This window comes from Fodinisporobacter ferrooxydans, from assembly GCF_022818495.1.
Lineage (GTDB): Bacteria > Bacillota > Bacilli > Tumebacillales > MYW30-H2 > Fodinisporobacter > Fodinisporobacter ferrooxydans.
Genome location: NZ_CP089291.1, coordinates 3,121,664 through 3,147,815, shown reverse-complemented (window position 1 = coordinate 3,147,815; position 26,152 = coordinate 3,121,664). Strand labels below are relative to the sequence as shown.

Here is a 26,152-nt window from a genome sequence, read left to right as displayed (position 1 = left end):
TGTACTACATTGTAGAGAAAAGGGAAAGGCTGCTTGCATATATACTGGTATCTATGATAATATTATCAAGTCAGTTTTCAAATTGTATGTCCAAATAGGGACAGGGAATTGCGTTGGGAGGTGCAAGTTCGATGGCAAAGCGTTGCGAAGTATGTGGCAAAGACCCTGTTACAGGGAACCAAGTCAGCCACTCTCATATTTTAACAAAACGTCGTTGGCTTCCAAATATTCAAAAAGTTCGCGCTAACATAAATGGTACGGTAAAACGCATTAGCGTGTGCACCCGCTGCTTAAAAGCCGGCAAAGTAAAACGTGCGATCTGATTAAATCCTCCCTCAGGGAGGTTTTTTTATTTTTGGGAGTTTTTTTATTTTGTTTTGCGCTTTTTTCAAATCTTGAACTCGTCTCAAATATTGATCTCATATTGAAAAAAATGAGCACCCAATTGCTCAGGTGCTTTTCCGAACAAAACCTTCTACTCTTTTTGAAACGCATTTAAAACGACTTTTACGATTCCGCCCAGAAACTTTGGAAGTTTGATCGTATAAAATTTCAAACGGAACCCCTCCTTGCCATATTCTGGTGTGTATCATTGGCGGCACAAGATTTGTGATAAGTTCGACAACCTAGGAAAGACTCCCTTGCAATCGTCCATATATATATATTCGCAACCCCCTAAAATGTGCCTATATTCTTTTGAGCAGCCGTTTAAAAAGTCCGGTATTTGTCGTCTTCCTTTTTCAACAGGCTCTCGGCTATAGAAATTGAGGTCGGGATGTATGGATCGATATCGTCCATTGCAATAGTACATTGTATGTAGAGCATGCCGATATATTCACCTTTTATCCGATAGCTTCACTTGATCCGCCAGCTAACCTGTTGCACCGTTACGATTGCAAGGAAGTCCCGCTATCTTCACGGATGGAATCGATCGCCAAACGGCGTTCTTTTTTGCCAAAAACTGCAGATCCTGCAACCAAAACACTGGCGCCTGCCGCCACTACTTGTCTTGCAGTTCCCGCTTGTACACCGCCGTCTACTTCGATCGGAACCGATTGCAAGCCTTTTTGATCCAATATATTTCGCAGTTGTTGAATTTTGTCCAGCATCGCCGGGATAAAGGCTTGTCCGCCAAAACCAGGATTGACTGTCATGAGCAGCACCATATCCAGGTCTGGCAGCACATGTTCAAGGACTTGCAGCGGTGTTGCCGGATTTAAGGCGACAGATGCTTTCACGCCCATGCTTTTGATGAGCTGCACAGTGCGGTGAAGATGTACGCAGGCTTCTGCATGTACAGAAATGATATCGGCACCGGCCGTTGCAAAGTCCGCTATATAACGATCAGGATCTGTAATCATCAGATGTACATCCAACGGCAATGCCGTATGTGGACGAATGGCCGACACGATTAACGGACCAATCGTGAGATTCGGCACAAAATGTCCGTCCATGACATCCACATGAATGAGATCCGCCCCGCCTTCTTCCACTTCCCGGATCTCCGCTGCGAGTTTTGCAAAATCGGCGGAAAGAATCGATGGTGCGATTTGGATTGCCATTTATGAATACCTCCGGTTTTTTGCTTCACGTACTTCCTTTAAAAATGCCAAATAATTGCCATAGCGGATGTCTGATAGATTGCCATGATCGAGAGCCGAGCGGATGGCGCAGCCTTCTTCCGATTCATGCAAACACCTGCGATATTCACAGGACTCCCGCAATGTGCGAATCTCCGGAAACCAGAATTGCAGCTGCTCCGGTTCCATGTTTGTCACATCCAATTGGCTAAATCCGGGCGTATCGGCCACAAACGTGTGAGGATTGAGTCGAAACAGCTCCACATGGCGGGTGGTATGTTTGCCGCGGCCAATTTTTTGGCTGACATCTCCCATTTTAATCCCGGCTTCCGGCAATAACGCATGCAAAAACGTGGATTTTCCCACGCCGGACGGACCGGTCAGGACACAGGTTTTCCCTGCTATATACGCTTGAAATTCGTTCAAGCCTAAAAGAAACTTGCCGGAGACAACCAATACATCATAACCGACCGGCTCATAAATCGATTGCAAATGGTGCAGCATCTGCTTGTCTGCATCCAAGTCGACCTTTGTCACACAGATGAGCGGTTGCACATGTTGCGATTCCGCTTGCACCAACATGCGGTCAAGCAGCCGTTCATTCAAATCCGGTTCTTTCAGGGATATAAAAATACAGACGAGTGCAACATTCGCGATTGGCGGCCGCACCAAAGCGGACGTGCGCGGCAGAATTTCTTCCACCACGCCTTCGGAACCGACACGCGAGAATTTCACTTGATCACCCACAAGGGGGGTAATCCCTTCTTTTTTAAAAATGCCCCGGGCCCGGCACTGGATCACCCGTTCTCCATCGTCCACATAATAAAATCCGGAAACCGCCTTTACGATCACGCCTTGAGCCATTCATACCCTCCCTTCTTGCATTCCGAAATTGCCGCAAGTTGTTGTGAACACAAAGAGCGCCGTTTACTGATACGGAATTGTTTTCATATTTGTCAATTTGCCATTTTCATATACTTTTATTGCCGCAGCCTGGTTCGGCAATGTATACACATGCACGGTAAATGTAGTATCTTTTGTTATTTGCTGTTTTACTGCTTGCTGATCCGTTCCCCGCGGATCCGTATAAGTAATCAACACATCCATCGGCACTTTCGTCGGATCCACCTTGATGTTGATGTCGACTGCCACTTCATGTGCATCGCTTGGATATCCGCTGCTTACCGTAACATTTACTTTCGAACCTTTTTGCACATTTTGATTTGCTGCCGGATCTGTTTTAATGACCATATTTTGTTTCACGGTAAAACTTGGGCTTTGCACGATATTCGGGACAAAACCGGCTTGTTGCAGCGTATTGATCGCATCATCGTAGGTTTTGCCGGTTACGTCAGGCACTGCCACAGACGCGACGCCGGCACTTACATACAGTGTGACCGTCGTATTGGCCGACACGGAACCTGCCGCCGGATTCATGCTGATGACAGTTCCCTTTGCCACTTGGTCATTCGTTTGGTTGACCGTCTTGATTTTATCGGCAGATATACCGGCATCCTCCAACATTTGCAGCGCTTCTGCTTGCTGTTTGCCAGTGACATCCGGCAAATTGACTTGTTGGGGTCCGGTACTCACCGTCAAATAGATATCCCGTCCCTGCTTGACTGACATATCTTTATCCGGGTCCTGTTTCATCACTTGATTGGCCGGCGTTTTGTTGTCCGCTTGTTTCGTTTCATGAATCTGGGTCGGCTGAAATCCCGCATTCTCCAGTACTGTTACCGCTTGGTCATAGGTTTTTCCGATCACGTTTGGCACAACGATTGTCGGAACATTAAAAAATGTGGAATATGCTTTATAGCCCCCTATGGAACCAATGATCAAAATAACCAGAATCACAAACAGCCAGATCACAGGCCGCCAAAACTTTTTTCCTTTCTTTTCATCCCTTTGTTTCATTGGCTTTTTCGGCTCCGTATGCAATGGACTTCCATGCCCCTCTTTCCCTTCAAATCGGGGGCGTTGGCTGTCAAAGACGGGCGGTACCTGGATGGTCGCCTGATCATCTCTGACCTCGGGCGGTAAAAATTTCGGCATATTCGGTTGAATGAATGCCCGATCCAAATCCCGGTACAGTTCTCTTGCCGATTGATATCGTTGCAAAGGATCTTTTAATAATGCACGCAAAATGATATTTTCCACACTTTGCGGAATACTTGGCTTGATCATTCTCGGCTCCACAAAGGATTCCTGCAGATGTTTCAGAGCGATGCTGACAGGCGTGTCACCTGAAAACGGAACTTGGCCTGTTACCATTTCATACAATACGACACCTAAGGAATATAAATCCGACTTTACATCAGCCAATCCGCCACGGGCTTGTTCCGGCGAAAAGTAGTGCACAGATCCCAATACCGACGAATCGTTATGTGTAATCGTATCACTGGTAATGGCCCGCGCAATTCCGAAATCGGTAACTTTTACGCGTCCATCCTTGGAAATCAGGATATTGTGCGGTTTGATATCCCGATGCACAATATTGTGGGCGTGGGCATGTTCCAATGCGTCGCAAATTTGCTTGGCGATGCGAACCGCTTCTTCCGCTTGCAGAGCACCGAGAGATTCGATTTTTTCTTTCAATGTGCATCCGTCAATATACTCCATTACGATGAAATGGTCTTCATCATCTGTGCCGACATCGTAAATATTCACAATATTGGGGTGTGATAAACTCGCTGCCGCTTGTGCTTCCCGACGAAAGCGATAGACAAACTCTTCATCGCCGGCAAACTGGGAACGCAGGACTTTAATCGAGACATTGCGGTTCAACAGTGTATCCACACCTCGATATACCACTGCCATTCCGCCACCGCCAAGTCTTTCCTCAACTTCATAGCGGTTACCTAGTTTCCGTCCAATCACTTCGCGTCACCCCGTTCAGTTTGTAAAACGACATTTTCGACGGCAACGATTGTAATATTGTCATGTCCTCCGCGAGTGAGCGCCAACTCCAACAACGTATCCACTTTTTCATCCAGCGAACCCTCGGCATACAAGATGGTTTCGATTTCCGCTGCCGATACATGTATGGTCAAACCATCTGAGCACAATACTAAAATATCTTCTGTATTCCAACGTCCTTCTTGGATTTCTGCCTGTACTTGCTCGTCTGTTCCCAAAGCGCGCGTGAGAATATGGCGTTGCGGATGATGTTCCGCTTCCTCTTCCGAAAGTTGTCCGTTTCGCACCAATTCCTGGACCAGGGAATGGTCTTGTGTAATTTGTTTCAACTTGCCATCGTGCAAAAGATATCCTCTGCTGTCCCCAATATGGCCAATCCAAAACTTGTCCGTTTCGAATAGAGTCATGATGAGAGTTGTACCCATACCCGCTTGCTCAGGGTGACTGGCCGCATGTTGAAAAATCGTTCGGTTCGCGTATTCAAATGACTGCAACAGCCATTCTGACAATGGTTTTTCCGGATTTTCGGCGCGCGTCTTCTCCATATATTCCATAACTGCATCTACAGCCATTTTGCTGGCCACTTCCCCGGCATTATGGCCACCCATGCCGTCCGCAACCACGATATGAGGCTGCGGTCCGTCTACCCGAATCCCGTAACTATCCTGATTTACAGCACGTACACGCCCGACATGGGATCTTCCAAGTGCATGCATGATCGCTCCCCCTTATACTAACCCTTGTTGCTGCGCACGCAATTGCCCGCATGCTGCAGCAATGTCGCTTCCCATCTCCCGCCTTACCGTCGCATTGACGCCGTTTCGTTCCAATTCCTTGACAAATGCCCGAATCTCATCTTCCGGCGTTCGTTTAAAATTTCGTTCCGGCACATAGTTGACAGGGATCAAATTCACATGACATGGAATCTGTGACAACAACCCGGCCAACTCACGGGCATTTTGCAGCGAGTCGTTTTTCCCGCCGATTAACGCATATTCAAAAGAGATGCGGCGGCCGGTCGTCTTAAAATAATATTGACAAGCTTGCATCAATTCGTCAATGCTGTATGCTTTATTGATCGGCATCATGGATTGCCGCAATTCGTCAGTCGGCGCATGCAACGAGACAGCCAGGGTAATTTGCCGTTTTTCATCCGCCAACCGCCGAATCGCCGGTACAAGGCCAACGGTTGAAACGGTAATATGTCTGGAGCCGATTTGCAATCCTTCCGGCCTTGTAATAATATCGATAAATTTCATGGAATGATCGTAATTTTCCAAAGGTTCTCCCGAACCCATCAGTACGACACTGGAAACCCGCTCTCCTCGTTCATCCAGCAAAAGCTGAACAGTCATCAATTCTTCGATGATTTCGCCTGCCGTTAAATGCCGGATCAATCCGCCCAACGTGGATGCACAAAACTTGCATCCCATTTTACAGCCCACTTGTGTCGACACGCACACACTGTTGCCATAGCTGTGCGGCATCAACACCGTTTCAATCGTCGTCCCGTCAAAGAGTTCCAATAAAAATTTGGTTGTCCCATCTTTTTGGGACACCTGCCGCAGCCGCTCCTTTATGCTTTTGATCACAAATGTCTGCTGCAATTGTTCCCGAAGGGCATTCGGCAAATCGGTCATATCCTGAAACGCGACGACCCGTTTTTTATAGAGCCATGAAAAAATTTGTTTGGCACGGAAACGAGGCTGCCCCTGAGATGTTACCCATTCTTCCAATTCCGGCAGATCCAGATTGTAAATATGGATCTTGTCCACGCATCCCACATCCTATCTTATGTATGTTCAATCTGAAATTTTACGCATGCGGGCAATAAAAAATCCGTCGCCGCCAAAATAATGTGGCAAGACTTCCAGCCATCCTTCCGCTGCCACATACGAACGCACCGATTCAGGCAGGAAAGGCTGGACAGTTTCCAAGCGGTACTCCGGATGATTCTCCAAAAACTGCAGGATTTGGTGTTGATTTTCTTTTTTATCCAAAGTACAAGTGGAATATACCAATACACCGCCAGGATTTAAAAGTTTGGCCGCATGCTCCAGCAAATCTCTTTGCAGCAATGTCAGTTCATCGATATCGCGGGCTTGCTTCGCCCACTTGATATCCGGTTTTCTGCGCAAAACTCCCAATCCGCTGCATGGGGCATCCAATAAAATTCTGTCGTACTGTGTGTCTGTCGGCAAATCCCGCATATCGCTGACGACCGTACGAACAGACGATAGCTGCAATCGCGCTTTTCCATGCTCGATCAATTCGATCTTGTGCGGATGAATGTCGCAGGCAACGACCGTTCCCTGATCATTCATGCATTCTGCAATATGTGTCGTCTTCCCGCCGGGAGCCGCACATGCATCCAATACTCGCATATGTGCTTCCGGTTGTAAACAGTATGCAACAAGCATCGAGCTTTCATCCTGCACCGTTACCAATCCCTCCTGGAATTCCGGCAATGTGCTGATATCAAGCCCCTGCTTTAACAGAATGGCTTCCGGCACGATGTCAGACGCTGTTGCGTCTACTCCTTTTTCCCGCAATCTCTGCAAACATTCCCCTTGATCCAATCGCAAACGGTTGACACGCAAGCAGAGTTTGGGACGTTCCAGGTTCGCTTTGCAGATTTGTTCGGTCTGTTCAAACCCGTATTGTTTCACCCATGCCCGCACCAGCCAAAGCGGATGTGAAGACGCAAATGCCAACTGTTCTTCCCGTGTCGGAAATTGCATGTCCCAAACCGCCGAGCCTGCCCGATGGACATTGCGCAGCACTCCGTTGACAAAACCGCTGGCCCGCCGATTCCGCAGCTTTGCGATCTCCACTGCCTCATTTATGGCGGCAAAAGCGGGTACACGGTCGAGAAATACAAGCTGGTACACAGAAAGCCGCAGCAGATTCCGCACCTCGCCATCCAGCTTCAACAGCGGTTGTTTTAAGAACTTTGCGAGCATGGTATCGATGGTATGGAGACGTTGCATCGTTCCATACACGATTTCCGTCACGAACGCGCGATCGACTTGCTTTAACTGTCGGTTGCCCGAAAGCTCGCTTTGCAAGGCCAAATTGCTGTACGCTTGCTCCTGTTCCACACGCAGCAACGTTTGCAAAGCCACTTCCCGGGCAGATTTTGATTTTCTCATCTGTCGAATGTTACACCTCGCCTAGTACAATGCCTGCCGCAAGCTCCCGTCCCCGCAAAAAATCGGTTACGCTCATTTTTGTTTTGCCGGCAGGTTGTACGACCAATAGATCCAAATATCCCTCTCCCGCAGCCACCCGGATGGAGTGATCGGCGACTGCGACAATCGTCCCGGGGAGTTCATTTTTGTCTGTTTCTTCCCGTTGCTTGCGAACTTCTTGTACATCCCAGATTTTCAACAAACTTCCCTGCAAGCTTGTAAATGCGCCCGGCCACGGACGAAGCGCCCGCACCTGATTAAAGATTTGGCGGTTGGTGCGGCTCCAGTCGATCTGTTCATCATCCCGTGTGATATTCGGTGCGAACGTAGCTTCCGCTTCCCTTTGCGGAGTGGGGAGCAGCGTTCCCGCTGCGATCTCGGGCAGCGTTTCATGCAAAAGCTTGGCGCCCTCGACGGACAATTTGTCGTGCAATGTGCCTACATCGTCGGAGTCTTCAATCGGAATGCGCACTTGACGATAGATCCCGCCGGCATCCAGCTTCGGAATCATTTCCATGATGGTCACGCCTGTCTCCTGCTCACCGTTCAACAAACACCGTTGAATCGGCGCTCCTCCCCGGTATTTGGGCAAAAGCGACGCATGCACATTGACGCAGCCGTGTTTTGGCAACTCTAAAAGTTGTTTCGGCAAAAGCTGTCCGTATGCAGCCGTGACAAGCACATCCGGTTCGAGTGTCAACAGTTGTTCCAGTTCCTGACTATTGCGCAGCCGCTCCGGTTGGAATATGGGCAATCCGTGTTTTACTGCTTCTTGTTTGACAGGCGGCGGCGTCATTTCACGCTTGCGCCCTTTTGGCCGATCCGGCTGTGTCACGACAGCGACGATCTCATGCCCGTCTTGCAGCAATGTTTGTAGAGAAGGCACAGCAAAATCGGGAGTTCCCATAAAAATCACCCGCATTTACTGTTTCACCTCCGCTTCATTTGCAATGATCGGTTCTTTTATATAATCGGTAAATAAAATGCCGTTCAGATGATCAATTTCATGTTGAATACAGCGGGAAAGCAGCCCTTCTGCCGCAATCTGAATGCGTTCTCCGGAACGGTTCAGTGCAGTGACGACAATTTGATCGGCACGCTTCACTTCTCCCCGCACGCCCGGTATGCTCAAACAGCCTTCCGAGGCCGTTTGTTCCCCTTGCCGCTGCAAGATTTCCGGATTGATCAATTCAACCAGCCCTTCCCCCACATCGGCGACAATCACCCGCTTGAGGATACCGATCTGGTTGGCTGCCAGGCCAATTCCTTTCGCGTCATACATCGTATCCCGCATATCATCAAGCAGCTTGACAATATGGCGGGTGACTTCCGGCACTGCTTTTGCTTTGGTGCGCAATACCGGATCCCCCGTTTTACGAATGATGCGTATAGCCATACACTCTCATTCCTTTCTGCTATTCCGTTCTTTGTTACAAAATCGTTTGTGCATTGATGTCGAGGGACAATGTTCCGCCCTTTTGTCTGACTTCTTTCAACATGTCCGTATGAATCTTTCGCATCTGTTTTTCGATGTGCCACCAGTTGGCATATTTCATTAACACGTGATAGCGATACTTGCCGTTGATTTTTGGAAATGGCGCTGGCGTCGGCTGTAAAATGTACACCGATTTCCCGGCAAATGCTTGATGCAAGTCTCCCGCGAGCTGTACGGCAAGTGACGCAGCCGTCGGTTCCGCCTCGTGAGCAATCAGCCATGATGCAAATTCCACAAAAGGCGGATACTGCAGCACTCTGCGATGTTGGATTTCTTCGCGAAAAAAAGCATCGTACGTTTGCTTGGCGCAAGCTGTCAGAACCGGGTGATCCGGCGCATATGTCTGGATCACAACCGTACCTTGATCGGTATGGCGTCCTGCTCTTCCCGCCACTTGTGACAACAATTGAAACGTCCGTTCATTCGCCCGAAAATCAGGTATATGTAAAGATGTATCCGCTGCGATCACGCCGACCAACGTTACATCCGGAAAATCCAGGCCTTTTGCAATCATTTGCGTGCCCAGCAACACATCCGCGCGCTTGTTCCGAAATGCATCCAATAAGCGCTCATGGGATCCTTTTTGTACAGTCGTATCAATATCCATACGTATGACGCGCAAATGGGGAAATTCCATTTTCAACGCTTCTTCCACTTTTTGTGTGCCCGTGCCAAAGTGTCGAATGTGGCGGCTGCCGCAAAGCGGGCACTGGCTGTCGACCGGTTTGGCATAGCCGCAGTAATGGCAGCGCAGTTGCGTCCAATTTTGCAGTTTGTGAAATGTCAGGCTGATATCGCAATGGGGACACTTGATCGCTTCACCACAAGCCCTGCAAAGGACAAACGTGCTGTGACCGCGCCGATTGAGAAACAACAGCATTTGTTTTTTTTGTTGAAATACGGCTTCCATCTGTTGCCGCAACAATCGGCTAAACATCGTCCGGTTGCCGCTTTGCAATTCCTGACGCATATCCACAATATGAATCTTCGGCATTTCCTGCCCAAACACCCGTTTTGTCAACGCAAGATACTGAATGTCGCCAGTTTGGGCAGCCACCATGCGTTCAAAAGACGGAGTGGCGCTTCCATAAACGACGGCCGCATTTGCGTATTGTGCACGAAAGCAGGCCACTTCGTGTGTCACGTACTTCGGCGGATCGTCTTGTTTGTACGATGTTTCATGCTCTTCATCGATAATAATCAGCCCCAAGGATTGAAACGGCGCAAAAATAGCGGATCTGGCGCCGACGACAATTTTCACATCCTGTCGGCGAATCCTCAGCCATTCATCATACCGTTCTCCTGCAGACAACCGGCTGTGCAGGACAGCAACCGCTTCGCCGTATCGTTTTTTGAACCGCTCCACGGTTTGCGGGGTAAGGGAAATCTCCGGCACGAGCATGATCGCTTGCTTGCCCTCGTTGAGACAGGCCTGAATCGCTTGCAAATACACTTCCGTCTTGCCGCTGCCGGTAATCCCATGCAATAGAAATTCTGCTTTCCGTTTTTGTCGGATCCCTTGCAAAATCGGCTGCAAGGATTGTTGCTGTTCAGCAGTCAAAGCCAGCGGCTTGTCCCGTTCATATGCAGAATCAAAGGGATTTCTGCGGACCGCCAGCGCTTCCGTCTTGACATGTCCTTGTTCGATGAGCCGCTCAATGGTTGAACGCCCCGTCTGCAGTTTTGCCAGCAGTTCGTGAACAGGAACCGCATCCTCCTGCGCATACAAAAATTCGATGCATGCTTTTTGTTTACGTGCCCGGGGTGACAAAGACCGGATCAAAGATTCGTACTGGTTTCTGGCAGATTCGGTCAAGGCAACTCCTTGGACTGTTTTTTCCTTCATTCCCCGATGCAGTTGTTTATCGATTTGCAAAATGCCTTCTTTGATCAGCAAATCGATCCGTCCATCCGCATCCGGAAATTGTTTGCGGACTTGTTCCAATGTCACCCGTTTTCGTTCCCGCATCCACTGCAGCATCTGCTCATCCAGCGGATCCAAAATGGCGGGAGACTGCCGGATTTTGAGGTATGTTTCTTGCTTGGCGCGAATGCCGCCCGGCAGCATCGCTTGCATGCAAGCCACCCGCGTCGTACAGTAGCGGGCAGCAAGCCATTCGCTTAAATCGACCAACTCCGGGGTCAAGGGCGGGTGATCATCCAAAACATCAAGGATCGGCTTGATCTCTTGAACCGTCTGCGCGTCTGTCAGATTCACCACATATCCTTCCAGCTTGCGGCTGCCAAAAGGGACGAGAACACGTGCGCCCACCTGACATGTTTCCGCAAATCCCGGGGGGATCTGATAGAGAAACGCGCGATCCACATCATATGCTCTTACATCGACGATGACTTCCGCAAATCCTTTACGCTTCGGATTCATCTTGATTTCGCCGCCATCGATCACACATATGGTTGACAATCGTCCGCGCCACTTCCCGTTTGCTTAAAAGCGGCGTTGCAGCGAGCAACCCGGAAGCATCGTAGATCCGAACGGCATTCGTATCTACGGCAAATCCCGCATCCGCTTTGGATACGTCATTCGCCACGACAAGATCCAAATGCTTGCGATGCAATTTGTCCAAAGCATAACGATCAAGATCTTGCGTCTCTGCCGCAAATCCCACCAACAGTTGGCCGGGACGCTTGCGCATGCCAAGCTCTTGCAGAATATCCGGCGTACGTTCCAGTTCGAGCATCAGATTGCCCGCTTGTTTTTTGACTTTGTGTTCACTTGTCGCTACAGGACGATAATCTGCCACAGCTGCCGTTTTTACGATCATATCCGCATTTGCTTCCCGCTCCATTACGGCATGATACATGTCTTGCGCCGATTCCACCCGGACGATTTCCAGACCGCAAGGAGGCTCAAGATGTGTGGGTCCAAGAATCAGGGTGACTTGTCCGCCGCGATCCCGCAGTTCCTCGGCAATCGCCATTCCCATCTTGCCGCTGGATCGATTGGATAAAAACCGCACCGGATCGATTGTTTCCCTCGTCGCGCCAGCTGTGACCAGACAGCACAGGCCAGCGAAATCCCGCCTTTTTTGCAGGAGTTCCTGGACATATGACACGATTTCCCTTGGTTCCGGCAAGCGCCCGCGTCCCGTGTAGCCACATGCCAAAGGACCTTCTCCCGGCTCCAGAAACAAATACCCTTTTGATTTCAAATATTGAATCTGATCCTGCACGATCGGATTTGCATACATATGTACATTCATCGCCGGGGAAAATACGACTTGGGCTGTTGTTGCCATCAGTGTCGTCGTCAGCATATCATCGCCGATTCCATTGGCCACTTTGCCGATGACATCGGCCGTTGCCGGCGCAACCAAAAAAACATCGGCAGCATCTGCCAGCCGAATATGGGCGATGGCTGATGGATCCGGTTCATGAAACATGTCTGTGATCACTGCATGATGTGATAGTGCCTGAAAGGTAAGGGGTGTAATAAATTGTGTAGCTGCCTTGGTCATGATGACATGCACATCTGCACCTTTTTTCATCAGAGAACTGCAGATCTCTGCTGCCTTATATGCAGCAATTCCACCACACACTCCCAGAACAACCGTTTTTCCTTGCATCTCCACTCCCCCCAAAATACGAAACCGCCACCGGATGATTCTGTTATGATTTTCCTATTATAAAGAAAACTTGGCATAACGGAACTTTACATGCCAAGTTAGCGCTTTACCGCTGCATTTTACCGCGAATTGCACAGACATGTCTGCACGGAAACATCCCGACCTGTCTATTTGATCCCTTCTTTTGTACGGACAAAACGAATTTTTTGTGTTGCAATTTCTTGCAATGCCACACTTACATTTTTCGATTTCGTCGAATCGATTTTTTTCTGCGCCCCTTCTTGCAGCATGCGAGCCCGTTTGGCTGCCGCTACAACCAATGAATACTTGCTATCAGATAACTCCACCAACCGGTCAATGGATGGATATAACATTTGATTTCCTCTCCCCTTCTAATTCCTTGTTTCACTTTTCAGCTCATTTTGAAATGGATGTCTGTAAAAATCGATATTGCGCGGTACACTGCAGCGTTCCGCTTCAATAATGGAGCGAATCCGCCTGCAGGCATCGTCGACACGATCGTTCACTACGACGTAATCATACTGATCCATATATTTCAGTTCACCCGCTGCCGCACCGAAGCGCAGACGGAAGGATTCTTCCGTTTCCGTGCCCCGGCCGATGATACGCGAACGCAATTCCTCCAATGACGGTGGGATCAGGAAAATGAAAACACCGTTGGGAAATTGCCGTTTGACCTGAAGGGCTCCTTGTATATCAATTTCCAGCAGCACATCTTTTCCCGCCGCCAAAAAATCTTCTACATACTTGCGGGGTGTACCGTAAAAATTCCCGTAGACTTGGGCCCATTCCAGCAGTTCGTCTCTCTCCACCATTTCTTGAAACTGCTCGCGGCTCTTAAAAAAATAATTGACGCCTTCTGCTTCTCCGCTTCTGGGAGCACGCGTCGTGGCGGAAATGGACACATTCAAATCCGGCATCGTCGGCCTAAGCGCGGTGCATACCGTTCCTTTCCCGGCTCCGGACGGTCCTGACAAAACGATCAAAAGGCCTGTTTGGATCATGCAAAAGCCCTCCTCTTACCAACTGTCGCAAAAAGCTTCACAATCATTCTTCATCTTCCTGCGTTTGATCTTTCACAACCAAACGATGAGCGACAGTTTCCGGTTGGACAGCTGACAGGATAATATGATCACTATCTGTTATAATGACAGCACGAGTCCGTCTCCCATATGTGGCATCGATCAACATGCCGCGGTCCCGCGCTTCTTGAATAATGCGTTTGATTGGAGCGGATTCAGGACTGACGATTGAAATAATGCGATTGGCTGAAACAATGTTGCCAAAGCCGATGTTGATGAGTTTGATACTCATAAGAATTCCTCCTAAACTATTTGCAAATACGCGCTCCATAACTTCCCATTGTTGCCAAGGGATTCTACAGGCATACGTTTTACTCGATGTTTTGCACTTGTTCCCGCAGTTGCTCGAGTCGTGTCTTGCACTCCACGACTTGTGTTGCAATTCTTGCATCGTTCGCTTTTGAACCGATCGTATTCATCTCCCGATTCATCTCCTGAATCAAAAAATCCATTTTGCGCCCCACCGGCTCCGTCACTTCGAGGATATGTTTAAACTGTTGCATATGACTATGTAATCGCACCAATTCCTCTTGTATATCCGAACGTTCCGCAAATATCACAACTTCACTTAAAAGACGCTGCTCATCAACGGTTCCGGCTGGGGCCAGGTCCCGCACTTTCTGTTCCAGACGTTCCCGATATGCTGACACGACAGTGGGAGCCAACCGTTTGATGTCAGCGACCATGCGCTCAAGATCAGAAAGCCGCCTGGCCAGATCTTCCCGGATCGACTGCCCTTCTTCCCTGCGCATCCCATCCAAGGCATGGCAGGCTTCTTCCAACCCATCCACAATCAGATCCCGCAGCGCTTGCTCATGTACGGCAGATTCCGTGACTTGCAAAACGCCGGGAAATGACACAACTTGTTCAAAAAAAGAATCTGTCCGCTGATTCAATTGAACTGCCAGGCGGGTAATCGCCTGATACACTTGCAGCGCATACGCTTCATCAATCGATACCACTTTTTTTGAAACAGTACCCTGTCCAAAGGAAAATTGAACTTCAGCCCGGCCGCGAGATATATGAGAAAGGACAATTTTTTTGACCAAATCTTCGTATGCCATCCATTCTTTGGGCATACGTAAAACAACTTCCGCAAATCGGTGGTTTACCGTACGAATCTCGACTGTCAACTGCAAATCTTCATATCGGGCACTTCCTCTTCCGTACCCGGTCATACTTTTTATCAAGGGTTCACCACCTTTATCGAATCTATTTTACTGTAAATGCTTGAATTATGACAAGTAATCAGCGATTTTCTCTTTTTTTCGCAATATTTTACTTTATTCTAATCAATATCCCCCGTATTTCACAATAGCCAAATCTCAAAAATACAGCATCCCGATAACAAGGGAAAACCCGCTAACAAGGAAAAAACCTGTAGCATCAAACTGCCCAGGCTTTCGTCGTGTATGTGCAATTACCAATACATATGCGTTTCAAGAATCCCCTGTTACGCCATTTTACCGGTATTTAAACATGATAGCAGCCATTGACCTTGAAAAACCTCGACAGCGGGCCCAGTCATGTACACATGGTTGTCCGTTTGCGACCACTCGATCTCCAGATCGCCGCCTTTTAAATGCACCAACACGCGCCGCTCCGTCCTGCCCGCAAGAACTCCCGCAACGCATACGGCACATGCGCCGGTACCGCAAGCCAGCGTCTCGCCCGCGCCCCGTTCCCAAACGCGCATCGTCACTTCTTTTGGCGCATGCACTTCTACAAACTCCACGTTTGTTTTCTTTGGAAAATAGGGGTGTACTTCCAACGCGGGGCCTACCTGATCGAACGGCAGGTCAGCCAAGCGATCCATCATAATCACACAATGCGGGTTCCCCATGGAGACAGCTGTAAACGTGCTTTGAAAACCGTCCGCAGATATCGGAACTTGCAGCACAACATCCTGATCAATGGCGGTGGGAATTTGCAATCCCTGCAAGATCGGTACGCCCATATCCACGCGCACGCTTTGCACCCTTTTGTCTGTTACCGTCAGTTCCAATGTCTGGATACCGGCTTTTGTTTCCACGCGAATTGTCGTCTGATCCGTGAGTCGATGATCGTATACGTATTTTCCGACACAACGAATGGCATTTCCGCATTGCTCCGGTTCGCTGCCGTCCGAATTAAAAATTCGCATTTGAAAATCTGCTGCAGCAGAAGGCAGGATGTATACGAGACCATCGGCGCCGATGCCAAAATTCCTGTCACACATCCGAACGGCCAATTGGTTCACATTCTCATGCACCTGCTTCATTCCTGCAACAATGATAAAATCATTCCCTAACCCATGCATCTTTGTAAATTGCATCCGATTCACCAGCCATTTTTTCTTCACGTATCGCAAGCCATTCATTCCGCTTGCCATTGCTATTGAACAGTATAGCAGAAACGAAGCCGCTGTTGTGAAGATGCTGTTGAAAAGAAATCGATTCTTTCGATTGCTCCTATCTCGCCAAGCGCGCGCGTGTGACCCGGCGCCCTGCCCGCCGAACCGTCAAAGCAAATGTCGGAATGGCTGCTGCGACAAGTACCACCGCCCAATCAAACAGATGCAGCGGAACACTTTTGAAAATGATTTGCAGCGCGGGAACATAGATCGCACAGAGCAGGAACGTAATCGATGAACAAACGGCTGCGATCAACCATACATTCCCGAAAATATTACGGCTGAAAATTCCGCCTTCCACACTGCGGCAATCGAATACCTGAATCAACTGGCACATGACCAATGTTGCAAACGCCATGGTTTGCGCTTTTTGCAATTGACTCGGGTCGTTATGCCAGGTGAGCCAAAACACGCTTAGCGTGCAAATGCCGATAAAAATTCCCCGCGTGATAATCTTCGTTCCAACTCCCCGGGCAAAAATGCTTTCCTTTACATTTCTCGGTTTCCGCTGCATGATGTCTTTCTCTGCCGGATCCACACCCAATGCAATGGCCGGCAGTCCGTCTGTCACCAGATTGACGCACAAGATCTGAATCGGCAAAAGCGGCAATGGAAAACCAAATAGAGTAGCAACGAACATTGTGATGATTTCACCGACGTTGCTTGACAGCAAGTACCGGACAAATTTGCGGATATTGTCATAAATGCCGCGCCCTTCCTCAATCGCTGCGACAATTGTGGCAAAGTTGTCATCGCTCAAAATCAGCGCCGAAGCATCTTTTGCCACATCTGTACCGCCTTGCCCCATGGAAATGCCGATATCGGCCGCCTGGATCGCCGGCGCATCATTCACACCGTCACCCGTCATGGCTACCACCTGTCCATTTTCCTGCAGCGCCTTCACGATGCGCAGCTTGTGTTCCGGAGATACTCTGGCGAATACGCAAATACTCTCCGCTTTTTTGGCCAACTGCTTGTCTGTCATATTGTTCAGTTCCGCACCTGTCACCGTAAGCCCGCCAGCTGTCATAATTCCCAACTGTCTGGCGATGGCTTCTGCCGTTACCTGATGGTCGCCGGTAATCATGACAGTACGGATGCCCGCGTTTTTACAAAGATGAATCGCTTCAAAAACTTCCGCCCGCGGCGGATCGATCATGCCCAAAAGCCCGACAAATGTCAACTGGACTTCCGGATCTGCCATCCGTTTGATCGAGTCAAGACTGCGAATCTCCCGATAGGCGACGCCGATGTTGCGCAATGCTTCACTTCCCAGGGCATGATTGACTTCGAGAATTTGCTGCCGCAACGCTTTGGTCAGCGGCACAGATTTGCCGTCCAGCAAGATATGTGTACAGCGTTCCAATAATACGTCCGGGGCGCCTTTTGTCAGCAATGTGTGTCGGCCTGATGCATCCCTGACAATCACCGTCATCATTTTCCGATTGGAGTCGAATGGAATCTCCTCTACCCGCTGCAATTGTTGCGCGATATCCGCCAGGGAGTATCCTGCCTTCGCAGCGACCGCCAAGAGCGCGCCTTCCGTCGGATCCCCATGACAATGCCAATCTTTGATGTTCTCGTCAAATACTAGCTCCGCGTTATTGCAGAGTGCGGAAATTTGCAGCAAGCGAGCCAATTCCGGTCGTTTTTCCGGTCGTACACCGGATCCGTTGAAGATGAATTCTCCTTCCGGCCGATAGCCCTGTCCTGTGACATGATATGTTTTTCCACCTGCCCAAATCTCTTGCACCGTCATTTTATTTTGTGTCAATGTTCCTGTCTTGTCGGAACAGATAACGGTTGCACATCCTAATGTTTCAACAGACGGGAGTTTGCGGACGATCGCTTTGCGTTTGATCATCCGTTGTACGCCGATCGCCAGCGCGATCGTAACAATGGCCGGAAGACCTTCCGGTATGGCGGCCACCGCCAGGCTCACACCTGCCATAAACATATGAAATACATGTTGTCCATGTAAAATTCCTGCCAACACAACAACAGCCGTAATGCCGAGGGATATATAGACGAGGATTTTTCCCAGTTGATCCAACCGCCTTTGCAGCGGTGTCTCCGTATCTTCTGCCGTTTGAATCAAATTTGCAATTTTCCCCATCTCCGTGTTCATGCCTGTCGCCACAACTACCGCTTGGGCCTTGCCGCGCGTGACACTTGTGCCCATATACCCCATATTTTTTCTGTCTCCCAAAGGCGCCAGAGGATCCGGGATGATGTCCGCGTGTTTGGAAATCGGCAGGCTTTCACCCGTTAAGGAACTTTCTTCCGTTTCAAATCCCTGCAAAGCCAGCAGGCGAACATCTGCCGGAATACGGTCACCGCTTTCCAATAATACGATATCTCCCGGAACCAATTGTGCTGCCGGTACCGTAACGCGCTCTGTGTTGCGGATCACGTGGGCCACCGGCGCTGTCAACTGTTTTAAAGATGCCAGCGATTTCTCCGCGCGCAGTTCCTGGAAAAACCCCAATAGCGCGTTTACGATAATAATGGCGATAATCGTAATGGCATCGATAAATTCCCCCAGCAATCCGGAAATCAATGTTGCAGCAAGCAGCACGATGACCATAAAATCCCGAAACTGATTAAAAAACAACGTATACCAAGCCGCCTGCGAAGTATCCTCAATCCGGTTTTCACCAAATGTCACAAGTCGTGCTTGTACCTCATCCGCTCCCAGACCTGATGGGCTGGTTTCAAGCAATTGGAGACAGTCACGCGGACTTTGCGTATGCCATTCTGCCTGATTCACACTTCCACCCCTCACTCACATTTCGTGATGTTTGCCATCGTCATAGGACATGTGTATGCTTGTTTCATTTGGAAAATAACTGTTTTGCGTTTGACGCTGCCAACATGACAACCGTATAATTCAAACAGTATGACTGTAAGGAGGGGATTTGATGGCATTTGACGGTATTGTTCTCAGAGCTGTACGGGCGGAGCTCTCGTCTCATCTGCTCGGCGCACGGATTGAAAAGATCTATCAGCCATTGCCCCGTGATCTTGTTTTACAGTTGCGAAGTCACGGACGAACCTACCGATTGTTGCTGTCTGCCAATCCAACCTATCCAAGGGTGCTGTTGATCGATCGCTACCAAGGGCAAAACCCTGCAATGCCGCCAATGTTTTGCATGGTCTTGCGAAAACATCTGGAAGGCGGCATCCTTCGCAGCATCGAACAACCGACAAATGAACGGATGCTGCGAATCCGGATTGAAAGTACGGATGAGTTAGGGGAACGGGTGCAACGGCTTTTGGTCATCGAATTGATGGGACGGCACAGCAATCTCATTTTGCTTGACCCGAAATCCAAGACGATATTTGACAGCATTGTACATATCACACATGCCATCAGCAGGCATCGGGAAGTGTTGCCGGGAAGGTCCTATATCGCTCCGCCGACACAGGACAAAGCGGATCCTTTTGCCCTTGACGAAGGCATGTATCAACGGCTGCGTTCCAGTCACTCCGACATTCCTTTGTCCAATTTTCTCAGTCGGCAGATCCTCGGGATCAGCCAACTGCTGGCAAGGGAACTTAGCGCAAGGATCGGGGAAGCAACCATGCTGGAGGAATGGAAGTACATATCCGCAACCATTCACTCATGGCGCCAGGATCAGTTTGCTCCAACTGTGAAACTCGATGCGGAAACAGCCGCACCTTTGGCTTTCAGCATTCTTCCGTTACAGCATCTGAAGGGTGCAGACCGCGCATTTGCTTCGATCAGCCAATGTCTGGAATGGTTTTACGCTGAAAAAGTGCGCCATGATATGATCCAGCAAAAAGCCGGCGACCTGTTGCGGATCCTGAAAACAGAACTGGAACGGAATCACAATAAAATTGAAAAATTAAAAGAAGAACTGCAAATCGCGGAACAGGCGGATGTATACCGGTTATACGGGGAATTGATTACCGCTTCCCTGTATCAGTTCAAACGGGGCGACGCATATGCAGATGTGACGAATTTCTATGAAGACGATATGCCGCTGCTGCGCATCGAGCTCGACCCGCTCTTGGAGCCCATCGAGAACGCCCAAGCGTATTTTAAAAAATACAACAAGGCAAAACAAAGCGTTCCGCATATCAAGGAACAGCTCGCGCTTGCAGCAAATGAAGTGCGCTATCTCGAAGAAGTCACATTACAGATCGAACAAGCCGCTTTGCAAGAGTTGGATGAAATCCGGGACGAACTGGAACAGGGCGGATATGTCAAGGGAAAATCCCGCACGAAGAAATTTCCGCAAAGCCGGAACAAACAAAAAAACGGCCGTACACCGCCCGCCGTCTCCCTGGAGCGCTATCTCACACCGGAAGGAATCGAGCTTGTCGTCGGAAAAAACAACAAACAGAATGACTACATCAGCACAAAGCTTGCCAAAAAAACAGATACCTGGCTGCATGTCAAAGATATTCCAGGCTCCCACGTCATCATTCGCGGGAAAGAGTTCTCAGCTGACACATTGCGGATGGCAGCACAAGTGGCCGCCTTTTTCAGCAAAGGAAGGGACTCCAGCCGGGTTCCTGTCGACTATACGCTGATCAAACACACCTGGAAACCGAATGGCGCCAAACCGGGCATGATTTTGTATGAAAATCAACAAACCCTGTTTGTCAGACCATCACTTGAAGGTGTTCAGAAGTTGGAACGCTCATAAAAATATATAGCCTCATATCGGCCGTTCTCGCTACGGTTTTGATGCAGATGCAGCGAAACGGCCGTTTCTTCCAAAATTCTTCCAACATATGAAATGGAGCGGCGATGCCATTAGCGATTATGGCTTGCTTCTTTTTGAAAGAGCTCGTTCCATTCCTCCCGCTTGCTTGTGGAAGCCTGCTCCTTCGATGCATGTTCTTCACTGTCCATCATTTGTGAAAATTCGTTGTATTCGTTCCAAATGGTATATGCATGCAATAAAAAGGGATCCGGATTGGCATAGTCAAACAGATAGCGAATATCCATTCTGCCAAGGCGCATTTGTTCCAACAGCCCTTGCTCCGGCTTAAAGTACTTTCCCAACGAGCGAATGAGAACGACTGCAATATCCTTTCGCTGCAAATACAACGAAACCGCAATCAACAGCAAAAACAGATACAAATAGGGTTGTACACGCGTGTTTTGCTCTTGTATGGGCAACAGTTCATTTCGCAACCATGTAGTGATTTGCACGATGTCCCGCATTTCCGATTTTGCCAAAAGCAGGCGAGCCAGTTTCATATATTCGAACATCAATTCCCGTATGACCCGGTGTGGCACCGTCGGGCCGGCATGCTGCACAATACTTGTGATCAATTCGCCGAATGTATCTGACAAAAGATCCCTTGCCACATAGGATGCGCCGCTGACTTCAATGTCCAGTACCTGTTTTCCTACATGATTCAACATTTGAAATGTCTGTAATACAAACTCGTCAATATCCCGGTAATCTTTATCGGAAGCGACAACTTCATAAGCAATGGTATAGATGTGGCGGACAATCGTTTCGATATAATTGAACTGGTGTTGTCCGATCAAATTATTGCTGATGATGCGGGAGTACAATTCCACAACCATGCCGGCCGCCTTTAAAGATCCTGCTTTTGCATAGTTGGTACCGAGTTCCAGCAAGATCTCCAAAAGCTCCTGGGAAATGGTATTTTCCCGCTCCTTAAACGCAATATGTGCAATTCCCAGCAACTGTTGCAGAATTTCCTGGTGATAGTTTATGAGCATTTCATCTGACTCTTTGGGGATAGGCGCCATTCGCAGCATTGCCCCAAGCCGTTGCGTCGACATGACCCCGGTTACAGCATCCATGTCGATCACCGCTTTTTTGGCAATGTCGGAGATTTGAACCACTTTCATTAACGCTTCCTGATCATGTCCCTGCAAAAAACAGAGATGATATTCCCTGTCAATGGAACGTATGATCGTTTCCGGTTTTAATAATTGAATGACGCCATAACTGTATAAAAACAAGCTAAAAAAACAACAAATCACCAACAGCAATTCGCCGCTCATCGCTTGATTTAAAGAAGCGCTCAACCCCTCGTCTCCCGGCTGAATCCGCGCCATCAAAAAAATACAGTGAAAGATCGTGCCAAAATAGATGACGAGCAGCGAAATGTTGTAAGGGCAGCGAATAAACAGATCCAGCACGCGATGTGAATACTTGCTGGCCGTCATTTGGATGGCAACCATGATAATGGAGATGCATAAGGCCAAAATCGTTGCCACACAGGATACGATTGTATTTAAAAAATTTAGCGCCGTATCGCTGGTGCCTGTAAACAGTTGCGGCGAAAACAGAATACAGGCCTCCACAATCGCCCATGAACCCATTAAATGTAGCAACGATAAAGAGAAGGGAATTTTGTGCCAAAATTTCCGTATGGTAGATAATCCCATATGACGCTTGTGCAAACGTATATTTCCCTCCTACGGTGTTGGAGAAAGTTTCGTATTCTGTTCTTTTCTGCTACGTTTTTAGTATGGCATACAGGCATCGTCGTTATACAATTTTAAACATTCCTGTCAACCGTTTCATGTGTCCGTTTCGATCAGGAAGGCTCACATGATTTACAAATAACCGGGGAATTCTATGAAAAATCGAAAGGAGGGATCTGCATCGATACGATTAGCCACGGTTTTTGGACATATTATCTGTTTCGCCGACAACCCAATCGCTGGAGTGTAACACTTGGCGGCGTTTTACCCGATCTTGCCATGTATGCAGTGGCCGGGCAAATGTGGCTGCAAGGTTCCTTCCAGCTTGCACAACCATGGCTGCCCCAATTGTTCCGCCAACCTGACATGTGGACACTTGACAGCATGATGCACAGCATCCCCATCTGGCTGTGCCTGGCAGGCATCGGACTGTTTTTCCGGATCGAATGGTTAAAATGGCTGGTCATCGGCGGATTTTTTCACATCATGATTGATATTTTCACACATAAACAATTTATCGATGCATACATATGGCCCGTGAGCAAACGAACGATTCCCGGAATTGTGGATTATCACACACCTGTTTTTATGGCGTTTGATGGTGTCGCGATCTTTTTGGCGTTGGTGTATGGGGTGTCAAGGTGGGGGTTGAAAAAACTGTACATGTTTCGAAAATCTGCAAGCTGATGTTGCTACAGGTGAGTGTTCAAAAAGTGGTCAAGTAAGACACAAGGAGTGCGAAGTCGAAGCACGAAAAGCCGACGGAGTGTACGTGTTTGGTACATGAGTAAGGCTTTTAGGGATTCGGCAAAGCAATCCGCCGTGGAGCTTTGACTACTTTTTGAACATCCTCTACAGGCAAAAAAAGAGGGATGGAATACATAGAGTCAAAACATATCCGAAACATATCCCATCCCTCTTCTTTATGGATTTGCCTGCTGACGGCATTAGGCTCCATTGCTGCGGAGCCGTTCGTCCATATGGGCGAGGGCAGTCGGATCGCGGAGGATCACGCGGCGATTTTGCAGATCTACCAATCCTTGTGTACGAAATTCATTCAAAACCTTGCTTGTCGTCTCACGGGTCGATCCGATCAGACTGGCCATATCCTCATGCGTCAACTTTATGTTAATGAGAACGCCGGCGGGCGTCTGTTTGCCATGCAGATCTGCCAATTTCAGCAATAAGCGGGCGAGTCGTGTCTGCACATCGTAAAACACGATATTTTCCAATTGTTCTTGCACATCTTCCAGCCGCTGTTCGACAATCTTTGCCAGACGAAAGCCGACTTGAGCATTATTTGCGATCACTTGCTCAACCGCATTGCGGTCAATGACACAAATATGTGCGTCATCCAATACTTCCGCAAAATATTTTCGGTGTTTTGACCCTAAAATCGCATCTTCCCCGAAAATATCTCCTGCTTCCAAAATGACGAGCGTGATATGCTTTCCTGTATCCGATAGTCGGGTAATACGGACACGGCCTTTTTTCAACATATATATGACATCATTCGGTTGATCCGGCGTAAACACGTATTCCCGTTTTGGAATCAGCGTCGGCTGACTGACTTTTCCCAACTGATCCAATTCCCGCTCGGACAGATCCTGGAATAATTCGTACTCTTTCAGATAACAAACATTACAATTGTTTTGCATCATAAGCATGATGCCAGCACCTCCACAATCAAGAGACCTTTCATCAAATGCCAACTTTAAAATTACCATACGCTGCTGATTCTTTGCAAGTGATAAACGACACGCAAAAAACAGATGCCACATAGAAATGCAATGTATAACAGTGTACAATGAAAATGGAATTTCGTGGATGCGGGATTCTGATTGGACATGCCATATTTGTCAAACATACGAGGAGGATGTTTATGTTTCAGACGTTGAACGGATTTCTTCAATCATGGGAGTACGAGGCGGGAGCAACCCAGAAACTATTGGATGCTCTCACAGATGCGTCACTTCGACAGGAAGTGGCTTCAATGGATCGGACGTTAGGGCGCATTGCCTGGCACATCGTGACTGCCATTCATGAAATGATGTCGCGAACAGGCTTGCAGTTTGCGTCGCCGGGTGAAGATGGACCAGTGCCAACTTCGGCCAAAGTGATTGCAGACGCGTATCGTCAGGTAAACGACGCGTTTGTTCAAGCATTGCAAACACAGTGGACGGACAGCACCCTGAAAGAGATGCACAACCTGTACGGGGAAGAATGGCCGAACGGAATTACATTAATGGTCCTGATCCGGCATCAAATTCACCATCGGGGCCAAATGACTGTCCTTATGCGTCAGGCAGGGCTAAAAGTTCCCGGCGTGTATGGACCTGCGCGAGAAGAATGGGCCAATCTGGGGATGGAAGCACCGAAACTATAATTTCGACACGATTATCAAAAAGCCTTTTACGATTCGTTTCTGTTGCTTTTGCCTGTGAATTTCAAAAAAATTTGATAGAAGTACGTGTCAAAAAAGTAGTGAAGCAATCCGCCGTGGAGTTTTGACTACTTTTTGTTCATCCACTGGAAACGATTTGAAAAACAAATCTCTTTTAAAAACGAATGCTATGGAAAAAATGACGCGCAAAATTTTATACATTTGCACGTCATTTTTTCCGTCTTAGCATATTGCATTACAAAGCTGCCCGGCAAAATCGAACTCCTGTAGAATCGTACTCGCCCATATGCGCTTTACAACGCTGCAAGGATCTGCTCGACGGTCGCCCGCGGCTCGGCCGCTTGCGTGACAGCCCGTCCGATCACAATCGCGTGGGCGCCTTCCTGAAATGCTTCGTGCGGTGTCATCACACGCTTTTGATCATGGATCAAAGCCGAATCATTGGCAGCCAATCGGATGCCTGGAATGACGGTTACAAAGTCATCCCCGCAGGCTTCCCGGATCCCCCGCACTTCATGTCCGGATGCGACAACGCCATCGAGCCCTGCAGTCTGTGCAAGCAGCGCGTAACGGATCACTACATCCTGCACATCTCCCGGAATCCCCACTTCTTCGTTCATCATTTCCCGGGACGTACTTGTCAATTGGGTCACGCCGATCACTTGCGGACGCTTCCCTGCCCGCTGTGCCAACGCATCGGCCGCTTGCCGGGCCCGTTTCATCATTTCCAGGCCGCCCGCCACATGGACATTGCAAATCGCCGCACCCAGCTCGCCGATGCTTTGCACCGCACCTGCAACCGTGTTTGGAATGTCGTGGAATTTTAAATCCAGAAACACTTGCAGCCCCTGTGCGGTCAGCTCTTTGACAAAAGCAGGGCCCGATTGATAAAACAATTGCATGCCGACTTTAAATCCGACACCGGTGGGCGCAAGTTCCCGTACAAACGCCCGGGCCTGCTCGACGGAGCTTGTATCGAGGGCAATATAGATGCGGCTGGCGTCAAATGTATGCAAATTTGCCACGTTTCCACTCCTTT

General features: G+C 48.7%; 24 protein-coding genes. 4 read left to right on the top strand and 20 right to left on the bottom strand.

Annotation, left to right across the window (positions count from 1 at the left end):
• The first annotated feature begins 131 nt into the window (after positions 1 to 131).
• Complete coding sequence (gene rpmB / locus LSG31_RS15020) at positions 132 to 323, top strand: 50S ribosomal protein L28 (protein WP_347435891.1); 192 nt, start codon at positions 132 to 134, stop codon at positions 321 to 323.
• Positions 324 to 475: 152 nt separating this feature from the next.
• Here rpmB and spoVM read toward each other — a convergent pair whose 3' ends face one another.
• The 17 genes from spoVM to LSG31_RS14935 form a co-directional block, all read right to left on the bottom strand.
• Positions 476 to 556, bottom strand: a complete 81-nt coding sequence (gene spoVM, locus LSG31_RS15015) for a stage V sporulation protein SpoVM (protein WP_347439527.1) — start codon at positions 554 to 556, stop codon at positions 476 to 478.
• Between the two features lie 331 nt (positions 557 to 887).
• Positions 888 to 1,562, bottom strand: coding sequence for a ribulose-phosphate 3-epimerase (rpe, locus tag LSG31_RS15010; RefSeq protein ID WP_347435890.1), 675 nt, complete (start codon positions 1,560 to 1,562; stop codon positions 888 to 890).
• Positions 1,563 to 2,444, bottom strand: coding sequence for a ribosome small subunit-dependent GTPase A (gene rsgA, locus LSG31_RS15005; protein ID WP_347435889.1), 882 nt, complete (start codon positions 2,442 to 2,444; stop codon positions 1,563 to 1,565).
• Positions 2,445 to 2,507: 63 nt separating this feature from the next.
• Positions 2,508 to 4,460, bottom strand: coding sequence for a Stk1 family PASTA domain-containing Ser/Thr kinase (pknB, locus tag LSG31_RS15000; protein ID WP_347435888.1), 1,953 nt, complete (start codon positions 4,458 to 4,460; stop codon positions 2,508 to 2,510).
• Complete coding sequence (locus LSG31_RS14995; protein WP_347435887.1) at positions 4,457 to 5,215, bottom strand: Stp1/IreP family PP2C-type Ser/Thr phosphatase; 759 nt, start codon at positions 5,213 to 5,215, stop codon at positions 4,457 to 4,459. Before LSG31_RS14995 ends, pknB begins: the two co-directional genes overlap by 4 nt.
• Positions 5,216 to 5,227: 12 nt before the next feature.
• A complete protein-coding gene (gene rlmN, locus LSG31_RS14990) occupies positions 5,228 to 6,274 on the bottom strand; it encodes a dual-specificity RNA methyltransferase RlmN (RefSeq protein ID WP_347435886.1) in 1,047 nt (348 codons plus the stop codon).
• 27 nt (positions 6,275 to 6,301) lie between these two features.
• Positions 6,302 to 7,651 (bottom strand): 16S rRNA (cytosine(967)-C(5))-methyltransferase RsmB, encoded by a 1,350-nt coding sequence (rsmB, locus tag LSG31_RS14985; protein WP_347435885.1) that lies wholly within the window; start codon positions 7,649 to 7,651, stop codon positions 6,302 to 6,304.
• A gap of 10 nt (positions 7,652 to 7,661) precedes the next feature.
• Positions 7,662 to 8,612 carry a methionyl-tRNA formyltransferase gene (gene fmt / locus LSG31_RS14980; protein ID WP_347435884.1) on the bottom strand — a complete coding sequence of 317 codons (951 nt, stop codon included), beginning with the start codon at positions 8,610 to 8,612 and terminating at the stop codon, positions 7,662 to 7,664.
• On the bottom strand, positions 8,613 to 9,086 hold the full coding sequence (gene def, locus LSG31_RS14975; RefSeq protein WP_347435883.1) for a peptide deformylase: 474 nt from the start codon (positions 9,084 to 9,086) through the stop codon (positions 8,613 to 8,615).
• 34 nt (positions 9,087 to 9,120) lie between these two features.
• Positions 9,121 to 11,607 (bottom strand): primosomal protein N', encoded by a 2,487-nt coding sequence (gene priA, locus LSG31_RS14970; protein WP_347435882.1) that lies wholly within the window; start codon positions 11,605 to 11,607, stop codon positions 9,121 to 9,123.
• Positions 11,552 to 12,769 (bottom strand): bifunctional phosphopantothenoylcysteine decarboxylase/phosphopantothenate--cysteine ligase CoaBC, encoded by a 1,218-nt coding sequence (gene coaBC / locus LSG31_RS14965; protein ID WP_347435881.1) that lies wholly within the window; start codon positions 12,767 to 12,769, stop codon positions 11,552 to 11,554. Before coaBC ends, priA begins: the two co-directional genes overlap by 56 nt.
• A 167-nt stretch (positions 12,770 to 12,936) precedes the next feature.
• Positions 12,937 to 13,143 carry a DNA-directed RNA polymerase subunit omega gene (rpoZ, locus tag LSG31_RS14960; RefSeq protein WP_347435880.1) on the bottom strand — a complete coding sequence of 69 codons (207 nt, stop codon included), beginning with the start codon at positions 13,141 to 13,143 and terminating at the stop codon, positions 12,937 to 12,939.
• 18 nt (positions 13,144 to 13,161) lie between these two features.
• The gene (gmk, locus tag LSG31_RS14955) at positions 13,162 to 13,794 is read right to left on the bottom strand and encodes a guanylate kinase (RefSeq protein WP_347435879.1); all 633 of its coding nucleotides are present in this window, start codon (positions 13,792 to 13,794) and stop codon (positions 13,162 to 13,164) included.
• Between the two features lie 43 nt (positions 13,795 to 13,837).
• Positions 13,838 to 14,104, bottom strand: coding sequence for an extracellular matrix/biofilm regulator RemA (gene remA, locus LSG31_RS14950; RefSeq protein WP_347435878.1), 267 nt, complete (start codon positions 14,102 to 14,104; stop codon positions 13,838 to 13,840).
• A 79-nt stretch (positions 14,105 to 14,183) separates the two neighbouring features.
• On the bottom strand, positions 14,184 to 15,062 hold the full coding sequence (locus LSG31_RS14945; RefSeq protein ID WP_347435877.1) for a YicC/YloC family endoribonuclease: 879 nt from the start codon (positions 15,060 to 15,062) through the stop codon (positions 14,184 to 14,186).
• Positions 15,063 to 15,325: 263 nt separating this feature from the next.
• The gene (gene dapF, locus LSG31_RS14940; RefSeq protein WP_347435876.1) at positions 15,326 to 16,186 is read right to left on the bottom strand and encodes a diaminopimelate epimerase; all 861 of its coding nucleotides are present in this window, start codon (positions 16,184 to 16,186) and stop codon (positions 15,326 to 15,328) included.
• A 136-nt stretch (positions 16,187 to 16,322) separates the two neighbouring features.
• Complete coding sequence (locus tag LSG31_RS14935) at positions 16,323 to 19,034, bottom strand: calcium-translocating P-type ATPase, SERCA-type (RefSeq protein WP_347435875.1); 2,712 nt, start codon at positions 19,032 to 19,034, stop codon at positions 16,323 to 16,325.
• A 151-nt stretch (positions 19,035 to 19,185) separates the two neighbouring features.
• Here LSG31_RS14935 and LSG31_RS14930 point away from each other — a divergent pair, with 151 nt between their 5' ends.
• The gene (locus LSG31_RS14930) at positions 19,186 to 20,940 is read left to right on the top strand and encodes an Rqc2 family fibronectin-binding protein (protein WP_347435874.1); all 1,755 of its coding nucleotides are present in this window, start codon (positions 19,186 to 19,188) and stop codon (positions 20,938 to 20,940) included.
• A gap of 110 nt (positions 20,941 to 21,050) precedes the next feature.
• Here the strand turns inward: LSG31_RS14930 and LSG31_RS14925 are convergent, their stop codons facing one another.
• Complete coding sequence (locus LSG31_RS14925; protein WP_347435873.1) at positions 21,051 to 22,685, bottom strand: DUF2254 family protein; 1,635 nt, start codon at positions 22,683 to 22,685, stop codon at positions 21,051 to 21,053.
• A 324-nt stretch (positions 22,686 to 23,009) separates the two neighbouring features.
• Between LSG31_RS14925 and LSG31_RS14920 the strand changes: the two genes are divergently transcribed.
• Entirely contained in the window at positions 23,010 to 23,396 is a 387-nt protein-coding gene (locus LSG31_RS14920; protein ID WP_347435872.1) for a hypothetical protein, read from the top strand.
• Between the two features lie 260 nt (positions 23,397 to 23,656).
• Here LSG31_RS14920 and LSG31_RS14915 read toward each other — a convergent pair whose 3' ends face one another.
• On the bottom strand, positions 23,657 to 24,376 hold the full coding sequence (locus LSG31_RS14915; RefSeq protein WP_347435871.1) for a Crp/Fnr family transcriptional regulator: 720 nt from the start codon (positions 24,374 to 24,376) through the stop codon (positions 23,657 to 23,659).
• Positions 24,377 to 24,591: 215 nt separating this feature from the next.
• Between LSG31_RS14915 and LSG31_RS14910 the strand changes: the two genes are divergently transcribed.
• Complete coding sequence (locus LSG31_RS14910) at positions 24,592 to 25,095, top strand: DinB family protein (RefSeq protein ID WP_347435870.1); 504 nt, start codon at positions 24,592 to 24,594, stop codon at positions 25,093 to 25,095.
• A gap of 311 nt (positions 25,096 to 25,406) precedes the next feature.
• On the opposite strand, the gene pyrF is transcribed toward LSG31_RS14910, so the two are convergent.
• A complete protein-coding gene (pyrF, locus tag LSG31_RS14905) occupies positions 25,407 to 26,129 on the bottom strand; it encodes an orotidine-5'-phosphate decarboxylase (protein WP_430734281.1) in 723 nt (240 codons plus the stop codon).
• Positions 26,130 to 26,152 lie beyond the last annotated feature (23 nt).

Bases quoted from the DNA above. Each gene is read 5' to 3' on its own strand.
- coaBC (WP_347435881.1), bottom strand. From the start codon at position 12,769: ATGCAAGGAAAAACGGTTGTTCTGGGAGTGTGTGGTGGAATTGCTGCA.
- LSG31_RS14995 (WP_347435887.1), bottom strand. From the start codon at position 5,215: ATGCATGCACTTGGAAGATCCCATGTCGGGCGTGTACGTGCTGTAAAT.
- rpoZ (WP_347435880.1), bottom strand. From the start codon at position 13,143: ATGTTATATCCATCCATTGACCGGTTGGTGGAGTTATCTGATAGCAAG.
- LSG31_RS14930 (WP_347435874.1), top strand. From the start codon at position 19,186: ATGGCATTTGACGGTATTGTTCTCAGAGCTGTACGGGCGGAGCTCTCG.
- def (WP_347435883.1), bottom strand. From the start codon at position 9,086: ATGGCTATACGCATCATTCGTAAAACGGGGGATCCGGTATTGCGCACC.
- rpmB (WP_347435891.1), top strand. From the start codon at position 132: ATGGCAAAGCGTTGCGAAGTATGTGGCAAAGACCCTGTTACAGGGAAC.
- rsmB (WP_347435885.1), bottom strand. From the start codon at position 7,651: ATGAGAAAATCAAAATCTGCCCGGGAAGTGGCTTTGCAAACGTTGCTG.
- dapF (WP_347435876.1), bottom strand. From the start codon at position 16,186: ATGCAATTTACAAAGATGCATGGGTTAGGGAATGATTTTATCATTGTT.
- LSG31_RS14920 (WP_347435872.1), top strand. From the start codon at position 23,010: ATGTGGCTGCAAGGTTCCTTCCAGCTTGCACAACCATGGCTGCCCCAA.
- rpe (WP_347435890.1), bottom strand. From the start codon at position 1,562: ATGGCAATCCAAATCGCACCATCGATTCTTTCCGCCGATTTTGCAAAA.
- remA (WP_347435878.1), bottom strand. From the start codon at position 14,104: ATGAGTATCAAACTCATCAACATCGGCTTTGGCAACATTGTTTCAGCC.
- gmk (WP_347435879.1), bottom strand. From the start codon at position 13,794: ATGATCCAAACAGGCCTTTTGATCGTTTTGTCAGGACCGTCCGGAGCC.
- LSG31_RS14910 (WP_347435870.1), top strand. From the start codon at position 24,592: ATGTTTCAGACGTTGAACGGATTTCTTCAATCATGGGAGTACGAGGCG.
- LSG31_RS14915 (WP_347435871.1), bottom strand. From the start codon at position 24,376: ATGCTTATGATGCAAAACAATTGTAATGTTTGTTATCTGAAAGAGTAC.
- fmt (WP_347435884.1), bottom strand. From the start codon at position 8,612: ATGCGGGTGATTTTTATGGGAACTCCCGATTTTGCTGTGCCTTCTCTA.
- rsgA (WP_347435889.1), bottom strand. From the start codon at position 2,444: ATGGCTCAAGGCGTGATCGTAAAGGCGGTTTCCGGATTTTATTATGTG.